The sequence below is a fragment of the Granulimonas faecalis genome, assembly GCF_022834715.1.
GTDB classification, from domain to species: Bacteria; Actinomycetota; Coriobacteriia; order Coriobacteriales; family Atopobiaceae; genus Granulimonas; species Granulimonas faecalis.
The window spans coordinates 1,725,719-1,740,326 of the sequence record NZ_BQKC01000001.1 but is presented as its reverse complement, the minus strand read 5'-3'; the positions used below and the strand labels follow the sequence as shown (position 1 = coordinate 1,740,326).

Genomic DNA, 14,608 nt, shown 5'->3' with positions numbered 1-14,608 from the left:
CATTATCTACCTAGGGTTTTCTTTCAGATATACCACTTACCGACGAAAAACGACCGTCGGCCTCTCCAGAGGGTCATGGCGCCCCATGGTTTTTTGCGGGGGGCATAATAGGCACAGATTCAAACAAAAGCTATCTAATCCAAACAACACATCACAATTGGGAGACATCGCAACCAACGAGAAGGGGATCCGATGAAGGTAGGAGTCATCCTCGCCAGCCATGGGGAGTTCGCCCGGGCGGCCTTGGGCAGCGTCGAGATGATCGCGGGCCCGCAGCCCGACGTCCAGGCCCTGGCCCTGGGCGCCACCACGTCCCTCGAGGACTTCGAGGCGGCCTTCCGCGAGGCATGGGGGTCCCTGTCGTCTTCCTGCGACCACGTCGTGGTCCTCTGCGACATCCTCGGCGGCACCCCGTTCAACGTGGTGGCCCGGGCCAAGGCGGCGGGCCTCCCCCTCACCGCCTATGCCGGCCTGTCCCTGCCCGTGGTCATCGAGCTCCTCCTCTGCCGCGACCAGTGGGCAGACCCCGAGGAGCTGTCCCGGGCCGTCGAGGCCGCCGCTTCCCGCGCGTTCCAGGCCATCGAGGTGCCCGGCACCGACGAGGCCGACGAGGGCGACCTGTAGGTTCACCGAACCGGCGGCGCCAGCCGCCCGAAGAAGGGAGGGCTCCATGCCCATCAAGCTCGTGGACATCGACGACCGCCTGATCCATGGGCAGATCGCCACCACATGGATTCCTGAGTACGGTATCGAGCAGGTCATCATCGTGGACGACAAGGTGGCCTCCGACCCTGTGCAGAAGTCCGTGGCCGGTCTTGCGGTACCCCAGATCAAGGTGAGCGTCTTCGGTGTGGACAAGTTCATCGACGTGCTCAAGAAGACCCAGATCAAGCGCGACACCCTCGTGCTGTTCACCAACCCCGTGGACGCGGAGCGCCTGCGGGAGGGCGGCATGGACTTCGACTACCTCAACGTCTCGGGCATGCGCTTCAACCCGAGCCGCACCCAGCTCCACAAGAACATGTCCATCACCTCCGAGGAGCGCGCCGCCCTGGAGCGCCTCATCGAGGCCGGTGTGGAGGTGTGGATGCAGCCCACATGCCGCGACCCCAAGGTGCTCGTCTCCGAGCTCCTGGCCGCCCACCCCGCCTGATCAGCAATGGGCGTGCCCCGTCAGGCCCGTCCGTAGAGTAAGGAGCGTTCCATGATTCAAGCCCTGCTGCTCGCCGTGTGGGCGGGCCTGTGCACCTGGGACCAGTACGGTCCCCACCTGGGATTCCGCAAGCCCCTGCTCGCCTCGGTGGGCGTGGGCATCATCCTGGGCGACCTGCCCACCGCCATCATCATCGGCGCCACCATGGAGCTCATGTGGCTGGGCGTCAACAACATCGGCGCCTATGTGCCGCCCGACGTCATCTCGGGCACCATCGTGGGCTGCGCCCTGGGCATCATGTCCGGCGGCGACGTGGCCTCCGACACCGCCCTCGCCGTGGCCATCGGCATCCCCTGCGCCACCCTCGTCCAGCAGCTCAACATCCTGGTCATGACCACCAACATCACCTGGCTCCACAAGGCCGACAAGGCCGCCCTGTCCGGTGAGTTCGGCGCCGTGAACAAGTGGTTCTGGGCCGGCGCCGCCTCGTTCTTCCTCACCCGTGCCATCCCCGTCTTCATCGCCTGCGGCGTGGGCTCCTTCGTCATCGAGGACATCATGGCCTTCCTGCAGACCCAGGTGCCCTGGGTGCTCACCGGCTTCTCCATCGCCGGCGGCATGATGCCGGCCGTGGGCCTGGCGATGCTGCTCACCATGATGCTCAAGAAGGAGATGTGGATCTTCCTCGTCGGGGGCTTCGTGCTCGCCGCCTACCTGGGGGTCCCCACCATGGGCATCGCCCTTGTGGCCGTGGCCGTGGCCGGCTTCTACGACTTCGTGAGCGAGGGCTTCAAGCGGGTCGAGGACAAGCAGGCCGTCACCAAGGGCGTCCTGTCCACGGGCCCGGTCGTGACCGATCAGGACATCGAGGAAGAAGAGGAGTACGACCTCTAATGGCTGACAACACCTGCACCCGCGCCGCCGAGTCGCCCGTCGTCTCCCAAGGCCGCGCCATCACCCGCCACGCCCTCAACCGCACCTTCGTGCGCACCCTGGGCTGCCAGTTCGCCCACAACTACGAGCGCATGCAGAGCCTCTCGCTGGTCTACTGCTTCGCGCCGGTGCTCGAGGACCTCTACCGCGACCGCCCCAAGGAGGAGCGCGTCGCCGCCATGCAGCGCCATCTCGAGTACTTCAACACCCACCCGCTGGCCATCCCGTTCATCCTGGGCATCTCGGCCGCCCTGGAGGAGACGTGCGACGAGGACCAGAAGGAGACAGTGGTCGCCATCAAGACCTCGCTCATGGGCCCCTTCGCAGGCCTCGGCGACTCCCTGCTCAACCTCACCTGGACCCCCATCGCCGGCTCCATCGGCGCCTCCATGTGCCTGGCCAACGGGTCCATCCTCGGCCCCATCGTGATGTTCCTGCTCATCAACGCCCTGTACTGGCCCCTGCGCATCTTCGGGCTCTACGGCGGCTACGCCAAGGGCATGGAGATGGTGGAGCGGTTCGGCGTGGCGGTCTTCGAGCGCCTCGGCAACCTCGCCAACGTGCTCGGCGTCATGGTGGTGGGCGGCCTGATCCCCACCACCGTCAAGCTCGCCTGCGCCATCCAGGTGCCCCTCGGCGAGGGCGACCCCCTGGTGATCCAGGACCAGCTCGACAAGGTGCTCCCCTGCGCCCTGCCCATCCTGCTCACCTTCATCTGCTACCGCCTGCTCAAGCGCGGCCAGGGCAAGAACTCCGCCCAGATCATCATCGGCTGCATCGTGTTCGCCCTCGCCTTCGCCGCCCTCGGCTACTACGTGCCCGGCCTCGCCATCTTCGGCTAGGCCACCGTCACACCCCGTCCGTCAAGGAGCCCCCCATGCGCTGCGTCCTCGTTCTGCTCGACACCCTGCGCCGCAACAACCTGCGCTGCTACAACCCCGAGACCCGCGTGCAGACCCCCAACATCGATGCCTTCGCCGCCGAGTCCTGCACCTTCGACGAGCACTGGATCGGGTCGGCCCCCTGCATGCCGGCGCGGCGCGACATCATGTGCGGACGGCTGAACTTCCTGGAGCGCGGGTGGGGCCCCATCGAGCCCTTCGACGTGACCCTGCCCGCGCTCCTGCGCGACCACGGCGTCTACACCCACATCACCACCGACCACTGCCACTACATGCGCACCGGCGGCGAGGGGTACCTGCAGCTCTTCAACACTTGGGACTACCACCGCGGCCAGGAGGGCGACCCCTGGGTGAGCCGCATCGACGACCCCGCCAACATGCCGGGGACCTTCTACGGCCGCGTGCGTCGCCAGTACCAGCTCAACCGCGGCCGCTGGCCCCGCGAGGAGGACATGCCGAGCCCCCAGACGTTCCAGAGCGCCTGCGAGTGGCTCGACGACAACGCCGACGCCGACGACTTCTTCCTCATGGTGGAGGCCTTCGACCCCCACGAGCCCTTCGACGTGCCCGAGCGCTACATGGACCTCTACGGGGGCGGGGAGGGGCTCGACCGCGACTACTTCGAGATACCCCAGTACAAGCGGGTGAGCGAGGCCGAGGTCCCCGCCGAGGCGGTGGACTACGTCCAGCGCCGCTACGACGCCCTCGTCACCTGCTGCGACCACTGGTTCGGGACCTTGATGGACAAGCTCCGCGAGCGCGGCATCTTCGACGACACCCTCGTCATGCTCACCACCGACCACGGCTACTTCCTGGGGGAGCGCGACTTCCTCGGAAAGAACTACATGCCCCTCTACAACGAGCTCGCCCATCTGCCCCTGCTGGTGCACTACCCCGGCGGCGCCCGGGCCGGCGAGCGAGCCTCCCAGATCACCCAGAACATCGACGTCATGCCCACGGTGCTCGACCTGGCGGGAATCCCGGTGCCCGAGGAGGTGCAGGGCGTCTCCCTGATGTCGCTCGCCACGGACCCGTCGGCGCCCACCCGCGACTATGCCCTCTTCGGCTACCACGCCATGGACGTCAACATCACCGACGGGCGCTACACCTACATGCGGGCCCCCGTGCCGTCCAACGAGCCCTGCTTCGAGTATGCCGCCATCCCCACCACCATCCGCCGCTACCTCGGTGCCGACAGGCCCGCCGACATCGAGTGCGGACGCTTCCTGGCGCGGACCGACTGGCCCGTGTTCAAGGTGCCCGTGGACAGGCCCGGCATCATCGACCAGTCCGACGACGCCCTCAAGGAGGTGTCGGACACCAGGCTCTTCGACCTGGCCGTGGACTACGCCCAGCTCGACGACCTCACCTCCCACGACGACCCCGCCGCCAAGGAGGCCGAGGGGCGCATGGTGGGCCTGCTGCTGCGGGCCATGGACGAGTGCGACGCGCCGGCGGAGCAGTACGAGCGCCTCGGCCTGGGCGGGGCGGCATGAGGTACCTCAGCATGCTGGTGAAGCCCGCCTCGGCGGCGTGCGACATGGCGTGCTCCTACTGCTTCTACCGCGACCTCGCCCAGGGCAGGGAACGGGGGTGCCGCCCGGTCATGGACCGCCCCGTCATGGAGGCCGTGGTCTCGCGGGCCTTCGAGGCGGTGCCCGACGGGACGGTGGCCTTCGACTTCCAGGGGGGAGAGCCCACCCTGGCCGGTCTCGACTTCTTCGAGGCCTTCGTCGCGGAGGTGGAGCGCCGCCGCGGCGGCTGCCGGGTCTCCTACGCCATCCAGACCAACGGCCTCGCCCTCGACGAGCGCTGGTGCGAGTTCCTCGGGCGCAACCGGTTTCTGGTGGGGGTCTCGCTGGACGGGACCCGCAGCCTCCACGACCGCCTGCGCCCGGCCGCCGACGGCGGGGCCACGTGGTCGCGGGTGGCCGCGTCGCTGGGGCGCCTGCGAAGGCACGGGGTGGAGCCCGCGGTGCTGTGCGTGCTCTCCTCGGAGCTGGCCCGCCACCCCCAGCAGGTCTACAGGGGGCTTGCCTCCCTGGGGGCCCGCCACGTCCAGTTCATCCCGTGTCTGGGGCCCGCCGAGGGTGGGGACGGCTCCCCGCGGTCGGCCGAGATGGCGTCCCACGCTCTGACCCCCGGGCGGTTCGTCCACTTCTACCGGGGCTTCCTCGACGCCTGGGAGAGGGGTCAGGCCGAGGACGGCCCCATGGCGGTGGGGCTCTTCGACGACGTCATGGGCCTCTCCCTGGGGCGCAGGCCCAGGACCTGCGGCGCCCTGGGGGCCTGCGCCCCGCAGTTCGTGGTGGAGTCCGACGGGTCGGTCTACCCGTGCGACTTCTACGCCTCCGACCGGTGGTGCATGGGCAACGTGTGCTCCGACACCATCGAGGCCATGGCCGCGGGCGCCGTGGTGGAGGGCTTCTTGTCCCCCCCCCGCCGGGCCGACGGCGACGCCCCGTGCACCGACTGCGGCTTCGAGGGCATCTGCCACGGGGGGTGCCCCCGTCTCTCCACGGCCTTCGCGGCCGACGGGCGCTGCGGCTACCGGGAGTTTCTGGAGTACGGCTACGGGCGGCTGGCCCGGCGGGCCCGGGAGCGCGTGGGGAGGATGCCATGGGCCTGAACCCTGCCGACGGCCTCGTGGCCCTTGTGAGCCTCGTGGCCTCCACGGTGGGGGCCGTCTGCGGCGTGGGCGGCGGGATCCTCATCAAGCCCGTGCTCGACGCCGTGTCGTCGATCGACGTGGCCACGGTCAACTTTCTGTCGGGGGCCACGGTGCTGTCCATGACCGCCTACTCCGTGGCCCGGTCGATCCATGCGGGGTCGGGGTCCATGGACCTCTCCCGGGACACGCCCCTGGCCGTGGGGGCCGCCTTCGGGGGCCTCGCGGGCAAGCAGCTCTTCTCGGCCGTGAGCGGCCTTTTTGGGAATCCCGACAGGGCCGGGGCCGTGCAGGCGGCCGTGCTGTGCGCGGTCACGGCGGGGGCGCTCGCCTACACCCTCGCCAAGGACCGCGTGGCCACGCGCCATGTGGAGAGCCGTGGCGCCTGCGTCGCCATCGGCCTCGCCCTGGGCACCTGCTCGTCGTTCCTCGGCATAGGGGGAGGGCCCATCAACCTGGTGGTGCTGTTCTACTTCTTCTCCATGGACACCAAGCGTGCCGCGGCGAGCTCCCTCTACATCATTCTGTTCTCCCAGACGGTGAGCACCGCGGCGTCCCTTCTCACCCAGGACCTGTCGGCCGTGAACCCGGCGGTGCTGGCGCTCATGGCCGCCTGCGGCATCGCGGGGGGCGCCTTGGGACGCCGACTGAACGCCCGGGTTGACGCCCGCTTTGTGGACCGGCTGTTCGTGGCGCTCATGGTGGTCATCATCTTCATAAACGTGTACAACCTGGCGGCCTTCGGGGCGGTGCGTGGGTAGAAGCCGAGAGGCCCTGTCCCCTCCAACCGAAAGCGCCCCATGTATTGGATCATCTGGCCCGTCTGCCTCGCCGCCTGTCTCATAGGCTCCATCTGCGGCCTGGGGGGCGGTGTCATCATCAAGCCGGCCCTCGACCTGTTCGGGTCCATGGACGTGGCCCAGGTGAGCTTCCTGTCGGGGTGCACGGTGCTGGCCATGGCCCTCTACTCGGTGCTCCGGGCCCGGGCCAAGGGGACGCTCTCGGCCGAGGCCAAGGTGGACACCTCGGTGGCCGTCGGCGCCGTGGTGGGCGGCCTCGCGGGCAAGCAGCTCTTCTCGGCCCTTTCGGCGGCCTTTCCCTACCCGCGCATCGTGGGCTGCAGCCAGGCGGCGGCGCTCTTTGCCGTGTGCCTGTTCACCATCGCCTACACCGTCGTCAAAGACCGCCGCGAGATCCACGGCCGCAGGCTCTCGGGATGGCTCCCGGGGTGCGCGGTGGGCGTGGGGCTGGGTGCTGTCTCGGCCTTCCTCGGCATCGGCGGCGGCCCGCTGAACATCGTTGCCATGACGTTCTTCTTTGCCATGGCGAGCAAGGACGCCGTCCAGGCCTCGCTCTACATCATCCTGTACTCCCAGACCGCCGCCACGGTCATGGCCCTCGCCACCCAGGACCTCTCCGGCATCGACCCGGTGCTGCTGGTGGGCATGGTGGCCTTTGGCATAGCGGGCGCGGCCGGCGGACGCACCATCAACAGGCGCCTGTCCAACGCCACGGTGGACCGGCTCTTCATAGGGCTTCTCGTGGCGATCATGGCCATCACGGTGGCCAACTTCCTCGGCTTTGCGGCGATGTAGGGGCCGGCGGCGGTGTGCGGTTGGCGCCGGCGGGCGGCTCTCAGCGCACGAATGTGCGGCAAAGGCGCTCGAGTGCGCGGGATAATCACGCCAAAAGCCATTCGATGTGCGACGGGCCGGCGAATGCCGCCCAATGTGCGACAAGATCGCAGCGAACGGGCGCGGATGAGCGGAATCAGGCCCAAATCGCCCACTCGAGGCCGTTTGCCGCGGCCCGGCCGCGCACTGGACGCCTTTCGCCGGGGCGTCGCGCACTGGACACCCTTCGCCGCAGGGACTCGCGCACCCAAGGCCCTTCTCCGCAGGGAGCCGCACACCGGATGCCCCTTGCCGGGGCGCCGCGCACCCTCCCTCCCCCGCGATTACCACCATCGGTGACGGCCGAAGCAGGTCCCATGGAGGGAGCCGCGGCGTCGGGCCGACGACGGCGAGAGCGGGTCGGGCCTCCGACCGCGCAGGACGAGGGCGAGGTCGTCGACGAGCACGTCGGTCATGGAGGGGATGGAAAGGGTCTCCCTGGCCATGCCGACGAGGTCGTCTCCCAGGGCCCGCGCGGCCAGGCGTCGCCGGTCGTCGCTTCCTCGGCGCCGGGGGTCGTCGTGCCACCAGCTCGAGTCGTACTCGCAGGCGAGGTGTTTCTCCGGCCAGTAGAAGTCGTAGCGGATGGCCTGGTTCTCGGGGAGGTGGACCCGGGCGCGGGGCGTGAGCTCCACGCGGTGGTTGAGCAGCGGGCTGGGGAGTCCGGCACCCCCGGAGCGCCGCGGCGTCACGGCAAAGGTGGCGAACCCCGACTCCCGGGGCGACGCCGACCCGTCGATGACCCGGTCGGCGGCGCTGCGTGCGACATCCGTCCCAGGCGCCCCCGGGGCGAGGCTGTGGGCCGCCTGCCGGAGGGCGTCGCCGTGGGCCTGTGGGGTCCTTGTCCCAAAGCCGCAGTCGAGGTCGGCGCGCAGCTCGTAGGTGCCGCAGAGCTGGAAGGCCAGGAGCAGCGCCTGGGTTGCGTCGAGCTCGCGGCAGCGCAGCAGGAAGTGGAGGGCGGGGGAGACCACGTGGATGGGCTCCTCGCCGGGTCCGGTGCGCACGCGGCAGATGGCCCCGGGGAACAGCGGACCCGACCACACCGGGCAGTGCAGCCCAGGCCGCCGGCGCCGCGCTGCCGCGGATGGGACCAGCACCTCCACGGGGACGTCTTGCTCGGGTACGCCGAGGAGCGCCGACGTCACGGCAAGGCAGTCCCGGTAGCGCGGCTTGCTCTCCAGGGCACGGACCGCCCGGAGGGTGGGGAGGGAGGCGGAGAGGATCTGCGCACACTCCTCCTCCGAGTGCACCGGGGTGAGGGTCGCGTGCGAAAGGTACACGTTGCGCGCACTTATGCCAGCCAGAACCAACGCCATGGCCGGAGCCTATCAAGGGTCCCGGGCCTTTGGGGCGGAGGGGGCCGACGTCGTTACAATCCGGTAATTTAAGTTAAGTATCTGACATATACGGTCAGTAATATGTCGAGTTGCGGTCAGTTATCAGTCAGAATTCTACTGCGTGTTGTTGGGATTCGACGGACGGTGGCAACCGATGGGGAGGGGTCGTTGCGGGGTCTTGGGGCTCCCTGCGGAGAAGGCCCTGGGGGCACGGGGCGTCGCGCGGAGAAGGGCGTCCGGCGTGTGGCCTCTGCGGAGAAGGCCGTCCAATGCGCGGGTTCCAGGCGGTTCCCCGGCGAAGGGGCCTGGGTGCGCGACAAAATCGCAGCGAAAGGCCCCGAGTGCGCGATCCTGCGGCCAAGAGGCGTCGATGCGCGACCCAAGTGCAGCCAAGGGCAACGGGTGAGCGATTTCCGGTTCTTTTCGCGCATTGGGAAGGGTTCGACGAGTATTTCCCGCGCATTCGGACGCCTTCGCCGGGCACCCGCGCACCGGGGGCCGTTCGCCGCAGCCCCACAGCCCCCCCCCGCAGCCCCGCCCCCGCCTGGCCTCCCGGCTCTCTGCGCCAGGCCGTGCGTCGGCGCCCCTTCGCCGAGCCCCTTTCCGCCCGCGGCCGTCATGCCCGTCTCCCGCTGTCTATAACGTGCAACGCTAACGTGCAACGCCCCCGGCTCTTATCGGTCCGAAAAACAGATACCAGTAACTGAATAACAGCTTGGAAAATGGTTTATATAATTGCTGTACTCAGCAATTAACATGCAGATAAAACGTTGGCAATCCTTACAAATAAGAAGGATGCACCAAAGAAAATAGCTGGTAATCAGATTACTTTTACCGTAAGCGGTCTGTTTTCTGCCGTGGGCGGCTTGTCTTATGCATCAGACAGTAATGAGTTTCTCAATTGCATATACTACGACCGACTTCGAAATACATCATCTGGTAGTAACCAGTTATGAGAACCGTAGGGACCATCATGAGCCACACCTTCTCCGCAAGGGGGAGCAGCTTCCTGCTCGACGGCGAGCCGTTCCAGATCCGCTCCGGCGCCATCCACTACTTCCGTGTGCACCCGGCAGATTGGGCGCACTCGCTGCACAACCTCAAGGCCCTGGGCTTCAACGCCGTCGAGACCTACGTGCCGTGGAACCTCCACGAGCCCCATGAGGGCACCTTCCGCTTCGACGGCCTGTGCGACGTCGAGGCCTTCCTCGACGCGGCGGCCCGCGAGGGGCTCTACGCCATCGTTCGCCCGTCGCCGTTCATCTGCGCCGAGTGGGAGTGGGGAGGCCTGCCCGCGTGGCTCATGTACGGCCACGGCCGCCCGCGCAGCCGCGACCCGCGCTTCCTCGGGGCCGTCGCGGCCTACTACGACGAGCTCATCCCGCGCCTCGCGCCCCACCAGCTGGACCGCGGCGGCAACGTGCTCATGTTCCAGGTGGAGAACGAGTACGGCTCGTACGCCCAGGACAAGGGGTACCTCCGCACGATCTCGACCCTCATGTCGGAGCGCGGCCTCACCATGCCCTTCTTCACCTCCGACGGTCCCTGGGAGGCGTGTCTCTCGGCCGGCTCCCTCATCGACGACGGCGTTCTTGCCACGGGCAACTTCGGCTCGCGGCCCGAGGAGAACTTCGCCGCCCTCAGGCGCTTCCAGGAGGGGCACGGCCGCACCCAGCCCCTCATGTGCATGGAGTTCTGGGACGGCTGGTTCAGCCGCTGGGGGGAGGCGCCCACCCGCCGCGATGGCGGCGAGCTGGCCGACTGCGTGGGCCGCGCCCTCGAGATCGGGTCGGTCAACCTCTACATGTTCCACGGAGGCACCAACTTCGGGTTCATGAACGGGTGCTCCGCCCGCAAGCAACACGACCTGCACCAGATCACGTCGTACGACTACGGCGCGCCGCTCGATGAGCGCGGCAACCCCACCGGGCGCTACGACGCCCTCCGCGCCATGATGGCCGAGCGCTTCCCCGACGTCCCCCTGGGCACGCCCGCCTACAAGCCCACGCTGGCCCCGTGCGTCCTCGTGCGCGACGGCGTGGCCGGTCTCCTCGCCTCCTTGGACGCCCTCTCCGAGCGCCGGGAGTCCCTCGACACCCAGCCCATGGAGCTGCTGGGTCAGAACACCGGCTACGTGCTCTACCGCACGACCCTGCCCGCCTACGCCGACGAGGTGCGCCTCCGCGTCATCGACGCCTCCGACCGCGTGCAGGTCTTTTGCGACGGTGAGCTCGCAGCCGTGCAGTACCAGGAGGAGATCGGCGACGACATCTTCGTCTCCCCGCGGCCGGACGGATCGACCCTGGACGTGCTCGTGGAGAACATGGGCCGCGTCAACTACGGTCCCAAGCTGTGCGCACCCTCCCAGTCCAAGGGCATCCGTCAGGGCGTCATGGCCGACCTCCACTTCCTCCAGGGATGGGAGGAGTACCCCCTGCCCTTGGACGACATCTCGGCCCTCGAGTTCTCGGCCGAGGGGCCGCACCTTGCTGCCCCCGCGTTCCATCGCTTCCATCTTGCCGTCGACGAGCCCGCCGACACCTTCGTGGACATGGCCGGCTGGCACAAGGGCTGCGTCTTCGTCAACGGTTTCAACGTGGGCCGCTTCTGGGAGAAGGGCCCCCTCACCACCCTCTACGTACCGGGCGGGCTGCTCAGGCCCGGCGTCAACGAGCTCGTCGTCTTCGAGACCGACGGCCCGGGCGCAGGGGAGCTCGTTCTCGCGGACGGCCCCGTCGAGATCGAGACAGGGGCGTAGCACCGGCACGATCGCCGCGGACGGGGCCCTGGGTCCCGGGAGGCGGCGACCCGATAGTAAGCAGGCAGTCAACCCAGACAAGGAAAGGAGAGCGGCCCATGAACATCGTAGGAGCGAGGATCGACGGGCGACTCGTCCACGGACAGGTCGCCAACCTGTGGATCCCCATGCTCAGCGTCGACCGCGTGATCGTCATCGACGACAAGGTGGCGGTCAGCGACATCGAGAAAAGCGGCATTCGCATGGCCACCCCCAGCAAGGTGCGTCTCAGCGTCCTCGACGTGGAGCGCGCGGCCCGCCAGCTCAAAGCCGACCGCTACGCGTCCCAGCGCGTCCTCCTCGTGGCCAAGAGGCCCGGCGTCTACGTGGACCTCGTCAAGGCGGGGTTCCCGCTTGAGGAGCTCAACGTGGGCAACATGAGCCAGACGCCCACCACCACGCAGGTCACCAACTCCATCAACGTCGAGGAGGCCGACGTGGCCGCCTTCGACGAGCTCGACGCCGCAGGCGTCCATCTGGTCGCCCAGATGGTGCCCCAGAAGAAGGGTGAGGAGTTCATGGAGCTCCTCGAAGGGAAGGTGAACCGATGATCCAGGTTTGGCAGATCGTGCTCCTCACGCTCTACGCCGGTTATCAGATCCTCGACGAGCTGCAGATCTACTCCTCCATGAGCACGCCGGTGTTCGCCGGCCTGTTCGCCGGCCTCGTCATGGGCGACGTCGCCACGGGCCTGTTCGTGGGCGGCTCCATGCAGCTCATGGTCCTGGGCGTCGGCACCTTCGGCGGCGCCTCCAAGATCGACGCCAACTCGGGCACCATCCTGGCCACGGCCTTCTCCGTCGCCCTGGGCATGGACCCCCAGCAGGCCATCGCCGCCATCGCCGTGCCCGTGGCCGCGATCCTCATCCAGCTCGACGTGCTGGCCCGCTTCGCCAACACGTTCTTCGCCCACCGCATCGACGCCGCCATCGAGCGCTTCGACTACAAGGGCATCGAGCGCAACTTCCTCATGGGCGCCCTGCCCTGGTCGCTCTCCCGCATGATCCCCGTGGGCCTCGCGCTGGCCTTCGGCGGAGGCGTGGTGAGTCAGGTGGTGGAGGTCCTCAACGGCCCGCTCCTCTGGCTCGGCAACGGCCTCTCCGTGGCCGGCTCCGTGATGCCCGCCGTGGGTCTCGCCATCCTGCTCCGCTACCTGCCGGTGAAGAAGAACATCGCCTACCTGGTCCTGGGCTTCACCATCACCGCCCTGTTCACCACGCTCTTCGGCAACGTGCAGATCATCGGTGCCGGCCTCGACGCCATCTCGCCCTCCGGCGGCGTCTACAACAGCCTGCCCATGCTCGCCATCGCCCTCATCGGCTTCGGCTTCGCGGCCATGGCCTACCAGCGCTCTGAGGGCGCGCCGTCCGTGGCGGCCCCCGCACCCACCGCCCCCGCCCCCGCGGGGGAGACCATCGTCGAGGAAGGAGAGATCTGGGATGACGAGCTCTAACACCAACGGGGTGCAGACCCCCACCGCGCCGGGCAACCCAGGGCAGTACCGGATCACCGAGAAGGACCTCGCCCAGATCAACCGCCGCTCGCTCCTCGCCTTCCAGCTGGGCTGGAACTACGAGCGTATGCAGGGCTCCGGCTACCTCTACCTGGTCCTGCCGCAGCTGCGCAAGATGTACGGCGACGGCACGCCCGAGCTCAAGCGGGCCATGCAGGCGCAGGCGCAGTTCTTCAACACATCCAACTTCTTCAACACCATCATCACCGGCATCGACCTCGCGGTGGAGGAGAAGGAGGGCGTGGGCTCCCTCGAGACCGTGAACGGCCTCAAGACCGGTCTCATGGGCTCGTTCGCGGCCATCGGCGACTCCATCTTCGCCGCCCTGATCCCTACGATCTTCGGCGCCATCGCGGCCAACATGGCGCTGCAGGGCAACCCCACGGGCATCTTCATCTGGATCGCCGTCCAGATTGCCGTCATGGCCTTCCGCTGGAAGCAGCTGGGCTTCGCCTACCGCGAGGGGGCCAAGCTCATCACCACCATGCAGGGCAGGCTCTCCGCCCTCACCGACGCCGCCATCGTCCTCGGCGTGTTCATGGTGGGCGCCCTCGTGGCCACGGTCATCAACGTGCACGTGGGCATCGCCCCCCAGATCGGGGACGTGGCCCTGTCGGTGCAGAACTCCCTCGACATGATCCTTCCCAAGTTGATCCCCGCTCTCATCGTGTTCGGCGTCTACGCCCTGCTCGGCAAGGAGCGCATGACGAGCACCCGTGCCATCTTCATCGTGCTCGTCGTCTCCGTGGCCCTCTCGGCCTGCGGCGTCCTCGTCAAGTAGCGCGCGGCCCACGCCCCGCCCGGCCTCACGGGCCGGCGGGGCGGCCCGGGCCCGGCCGGCCTATCATCGGTGTCGGCCCGCGCCCGGGCCCTCGGACTGCGACGGAAGGCGGCACCCATGGCCACGGTCAAGAAGCAACCCCTCTACGAGCAGCTGGCCGACACCCTCTCCGACAGGATGGGCGTCGAGCTGGCCCCCGGGGACCTGCTTCCCTCGGAGCGCGAGATGTGCGGGCGCTACGGCATCTCGCGCACCACGGTGCGCCAGGCCATGGCCGAGCTGGAGCGCCGCGGCCTCGTGGTGCGCCGCCACGGCAAGGGCACGTTCGTGGCCGACCGCTCCGCCGATGCCACCAACCTCATGCAGTCCTACAGCTTCACCCAGCAGATGCGCGAGGCCGGGCGCGTGCCCCGCACGGATGTGCTCTTCTTCGGGCGCGTGGAGGCCACGGCCGAGGTCGCGCGGATGCTCGGTCTCAGGCTGGGCGACCCGACCTTCGAGCTGCAGCGCCTGCGGTCCGCGGACGCCGTGCCCATGATGGTGGAGCGCACCTACCTCCCGGTGGTGCCGTTCCTCTCGCTCTCCCTCGAGCTGCTCGAGGCCAAGCCGCTCTACGAGCTGATGGAGGGGGAGTTCGGCCAGACCATCCGGGTGGCCGAGGAGGAGTTCTGCGCCAGCCTGGCGCGGCCCGCGGATGCGGAGCTCCTGGGCGTGCCCGTGGGCTCGCCGGTGCTCGACCTCACCCGCGTCACCTACAGCACGGCCAACGAGGCGATCGAGTACACGCTCAGCGTCGCCCGGGCCGATAGGTTCAGATACAAGGTGTCCCACTGGCGCTCCTGACGGCGCGG

14 protein-coding genes are annotated in these 14,608 nt (G+C 68.4%); 13 read left to right on the top strand and 1 reads right to left on the bottom strand.

What is annotated here, in order from left to right:
• Positions 1-192: 192 nt before the first annotated feature.
• Genes OR600_RS07830 through OR600_RS07795 form a run of 8 tightly spaced genes read left to right on the top strand, consistent with a single transcriptional unit; the run spans position 193 to position 7,251 of the window.
• Positions 193-624 (top strand): PTS sugar transporter subunit IIA, encoded by a 432-nt coding sequence (locus OR600_RS07830; RefSeq protein ID WP_135978269.1) that lies wholly within the window; start codon positions 193-195, stop codon positions 622-624.
• A 46-nt stretch (positions 625-670) separates the two neighbouring features.
• Positions 671-1,153, top strand: a complete 483-nt coding sequence (locus OR600_RS07825) for a PTS sugar transporter subunit IIB (RefSeq protein WP_135978270.1) — start codon at positions 671-673, stop codon at positions 1,151-1,153.
• 51 nt (positions 1,154-1,204) lie between these two features.
• Positions 1,205-2,047: a PTS mannose/fructose/sorbose/N-acetylgalactosamine transporter subunit IIC gene (locus OR600_RS07820; RefSeq protein ID WP_135978271.1), complete on the top strand. Its 843-nt coding sequence runs from the start codon at positions 1,205-1,207 to the stop codon at positions 2,045-2,047.
• A complete protein-coding gene (locus OR600_RS07815) occupies positions 2,047-2,928 on the top strand; it encodes a PTS system mannose/fructose/sorbose family transporter subunit IID (RefSeq protein ID WP_135978272.1) in 882 nt (293 codons plus the stop codon). Before OR600_RS07820 ends, OR600_RS07815 begins: the two co-directional genes overlap by 1 nt.
• Before the next feature lie 35 nt (positions 2,929-2,963).
• On the top strand, positions 2,964-4,484 hold the full coding sequence (locus OR600_RS07810; protein WP_135978273.1) for a sulfatase: 1,521 nt from the start codon (positions 2,964-2,966) through the stop codon (positions 4,482-4,484).
• Positions 4,481-5,617: a radical SAM/SPASM domain-containing protein gene (locus OR600_RS07805; protein ID WP_265590952.1), complete on the top strand. Its 1,137-nt coding sequence runs from the start codon at positions 4,481-4,483 to the stop codon at positions 5,615-5,617. Before OR600_RS07810 ends, OR600_RS07805 begins: the two co-directional genes overlap by 4 nt.
• Positions 5,608-6,417, top strand: a complete 810-nt coding sequence (locus OR600_RS07800) for a sulfite exporter TauE/SafE family protein (protein WP_135978275.1) — start codon at positions 5,608-5,610, stop codon at positions 6,415-6,417. Before OR600_RS07805 ends, OR600_RS07800 begins: the two co-directional genes overlap by 10 nt.
• A 39-nt stretch (positions 6,418-6,456) precedes the next feature.
• On the top strand, positions 6,457-7,251 hold the full coding sequence (locus OR600_RS07795) for a sulfite exporter TauE/SafE family protein (protein WP_135978276.1): 795 nt from the start codon (positions 6,457-6,459) through the stop codon (positions 7,249-7,251).
• 362 nt (positions 7,252-7,613) lie between these two features.
• Here the strand turns inward: OR600_RS07795 and OR600_RS07790 are convergent, their stop codons facing one another.
• Complete coding sequence (locus OR600_RS07790; protein ID WP_251164311.1) at positions 7,614-8,609, bottom strand: hypothetical protein; 996 nt, start codon at positions 8,607-8,609, stop codon at positions 7,614-7,616.
• 1,030 nt (positions 8,610-9,639) lie between these two features.
• Between OR600_RS07790 and OR600_RS07785 the strand changes: the two genes are divergently transcribed.
• The 5 genes from OR600_RS07785 to OR600_RS07765 all read left to right on the top strand — a co-directional run bounded on the left by OR600_RS07785 (position 9,640) and on the right by OR600_RS07765 (position 14,600).
• On the top strand, positions 9,640-11,424 hold the full coding sequence (locus OR600_RS07785; protein ID WP_135978278.1) for a glycoside hydrolase family 35 protein: 1,785 nt from the start codon (positions 9,640-9,642) through the stop codon (positions 11,422-11,424).
• Between the two features lie 98 nt (positions 11,425-11,522).
• On the top strand, positions 11,523-12,014 hold the full coding sequence (locus OR600_RS07780; protein ID WP_135978279.1) for a PTS sugar transporter subunit IIB: 492 nt from the start codon (positions 11,523-11,525) through the stop codon (positions 12,012-12,014).
• Positions 12,011-12,916, top strand: a complete 906-nt coding sequence (locus OR600_RS07775) for a PTS mannose/fructose/sorbose/N-acetylgalactosamine transporter subunit IIC (RefSeq protein WP_135978280.1) — start codon at positions 12,011-12,013, stop codon at positions 12,914-12,916. The genes OR600_RS07780 and OR600_RS07775 overlap by 4 nt, the downstream gene beginning before the upstream one ends.
• Positions 12,903-13,757, top strand: a complete 855-nt coding sequence (locus OR600_RS07770) for a PTS system mannose/fructose/sorbose family transporter subunit IID (RefSeq protein WP_135978281.1) — start codon at positions 12,903-12,905, stop codon at positions 13,755-13,757. Before OR600_RS07775 ends, OR600_RS07770 begins: the two co-directional genes overlap by 14 nt.
• A 117-nt stretch (positions 13,758-13,874) precedes the next feature.
• The gene (locus OR600_RS07765; protein ID WP_135978282.1) at positions 13,875-14,600 is read left to right on the top strand and encodes a GntR family transcriptional regulator; all 726 of its coding nucleotides are present in this window, start codon (positions 13,875-13,877) and stop codon (positions 14,598-14,600) included.
• Positions 14,601-14,608: the final 8 nt, after the last annotated feature.

Bases quoted from the DNA above. Each gene is read 5' to 3' on its own strand.
- OR600_RS07825 (WP_135978270.1), top strand. From the start codon at position 671: ATGCCCATCAAGCTCGTGGACATCGACGACCGCCTGATCCATGGGCAG.
- OR600_RS07810 (WP_135978273.1), top strand. From the start codon at position 2,964: ATGCGCTGCGTCCTCGTTCTGCTCGACACCCTGCGCCGCAACAACCTG.
- OR600_RS07775 (WP_135978280.1), top strand. From the start codon at position 12,011: ATGATCCAGGTTTGGCAGATCGTGCTCCTCACGCTCTACGCCGGTTAT.
- OR600_RS07770 (WP_135978281.1), top strand. From the start codon at position 12,903: ATGACGAGCTCTAACACCAACGGGGTGCAGACCCCCACCGCGCCGGGC.
- OR600_RS07795 (WP_135978276.1), top strand. From the start codon at position 6,457: ATGTATTGGATCATCTGGCCCGTCTGCCTCGCCGCCTGTCTCATAGGC.
- OR600_RS07805 (WP_265590952.1), top strand. From the start codon at position 4,481: ATGAGGTACCTCAGCATGCTGGTGAAGCCCGCCTCGGCGGCGTGCGAC.
- OR600_RS07830 (WP_135978269.1), top strand. From the start codon at position 193: ATGAAGGTAGGAGTCATCCTCGCCAGCCATGGGGAGTTCGCCCGGGCG.
- OR600_RS07780 (WP_135978279.1), top strand. From the start codon at position 11,523: ATGAACATCGTAGGAGCGAGGATCGACGGGCGACTCGTCCACGGACAG.
- OR600_RS07785 (WP_135978278.1), top strand. From the start codon at position 9,640: ATGAGCCACACCTTCTCCGCAAGGGGGAGCAGCTTCCTGCTCGACGGC.
- OR600_RS07765 (WP_135978282.1), top strand. From the start codon at position 13,875: ATGGCCACGGTCAAGAAGCAACCCCTCTACGAGCAGCTGGCCGACACC.
- OR600_RS07800 (WP_135978275.1), top strand. From the start codon at position 5,608: ATGGGCCTGAACCCTGCCGACGGCCTCGTGGCCCTTGTGAGCCTCGTG.
- OR600_RS07820 (WP_135978271.1), top strand. From the start codon at position 1,205: ATGATTCAAGCCCTGCTGCTCGCCGTGTGGGCGGGCCTGTGCACCTGG.
- OR600_RS07815 (WP_135978272.1), top strand. From the start codon at position 2,047: ATGGCTGACAACACCTGCACCCGCGCCGCCGAGTCGCCCGTCGTCTCC.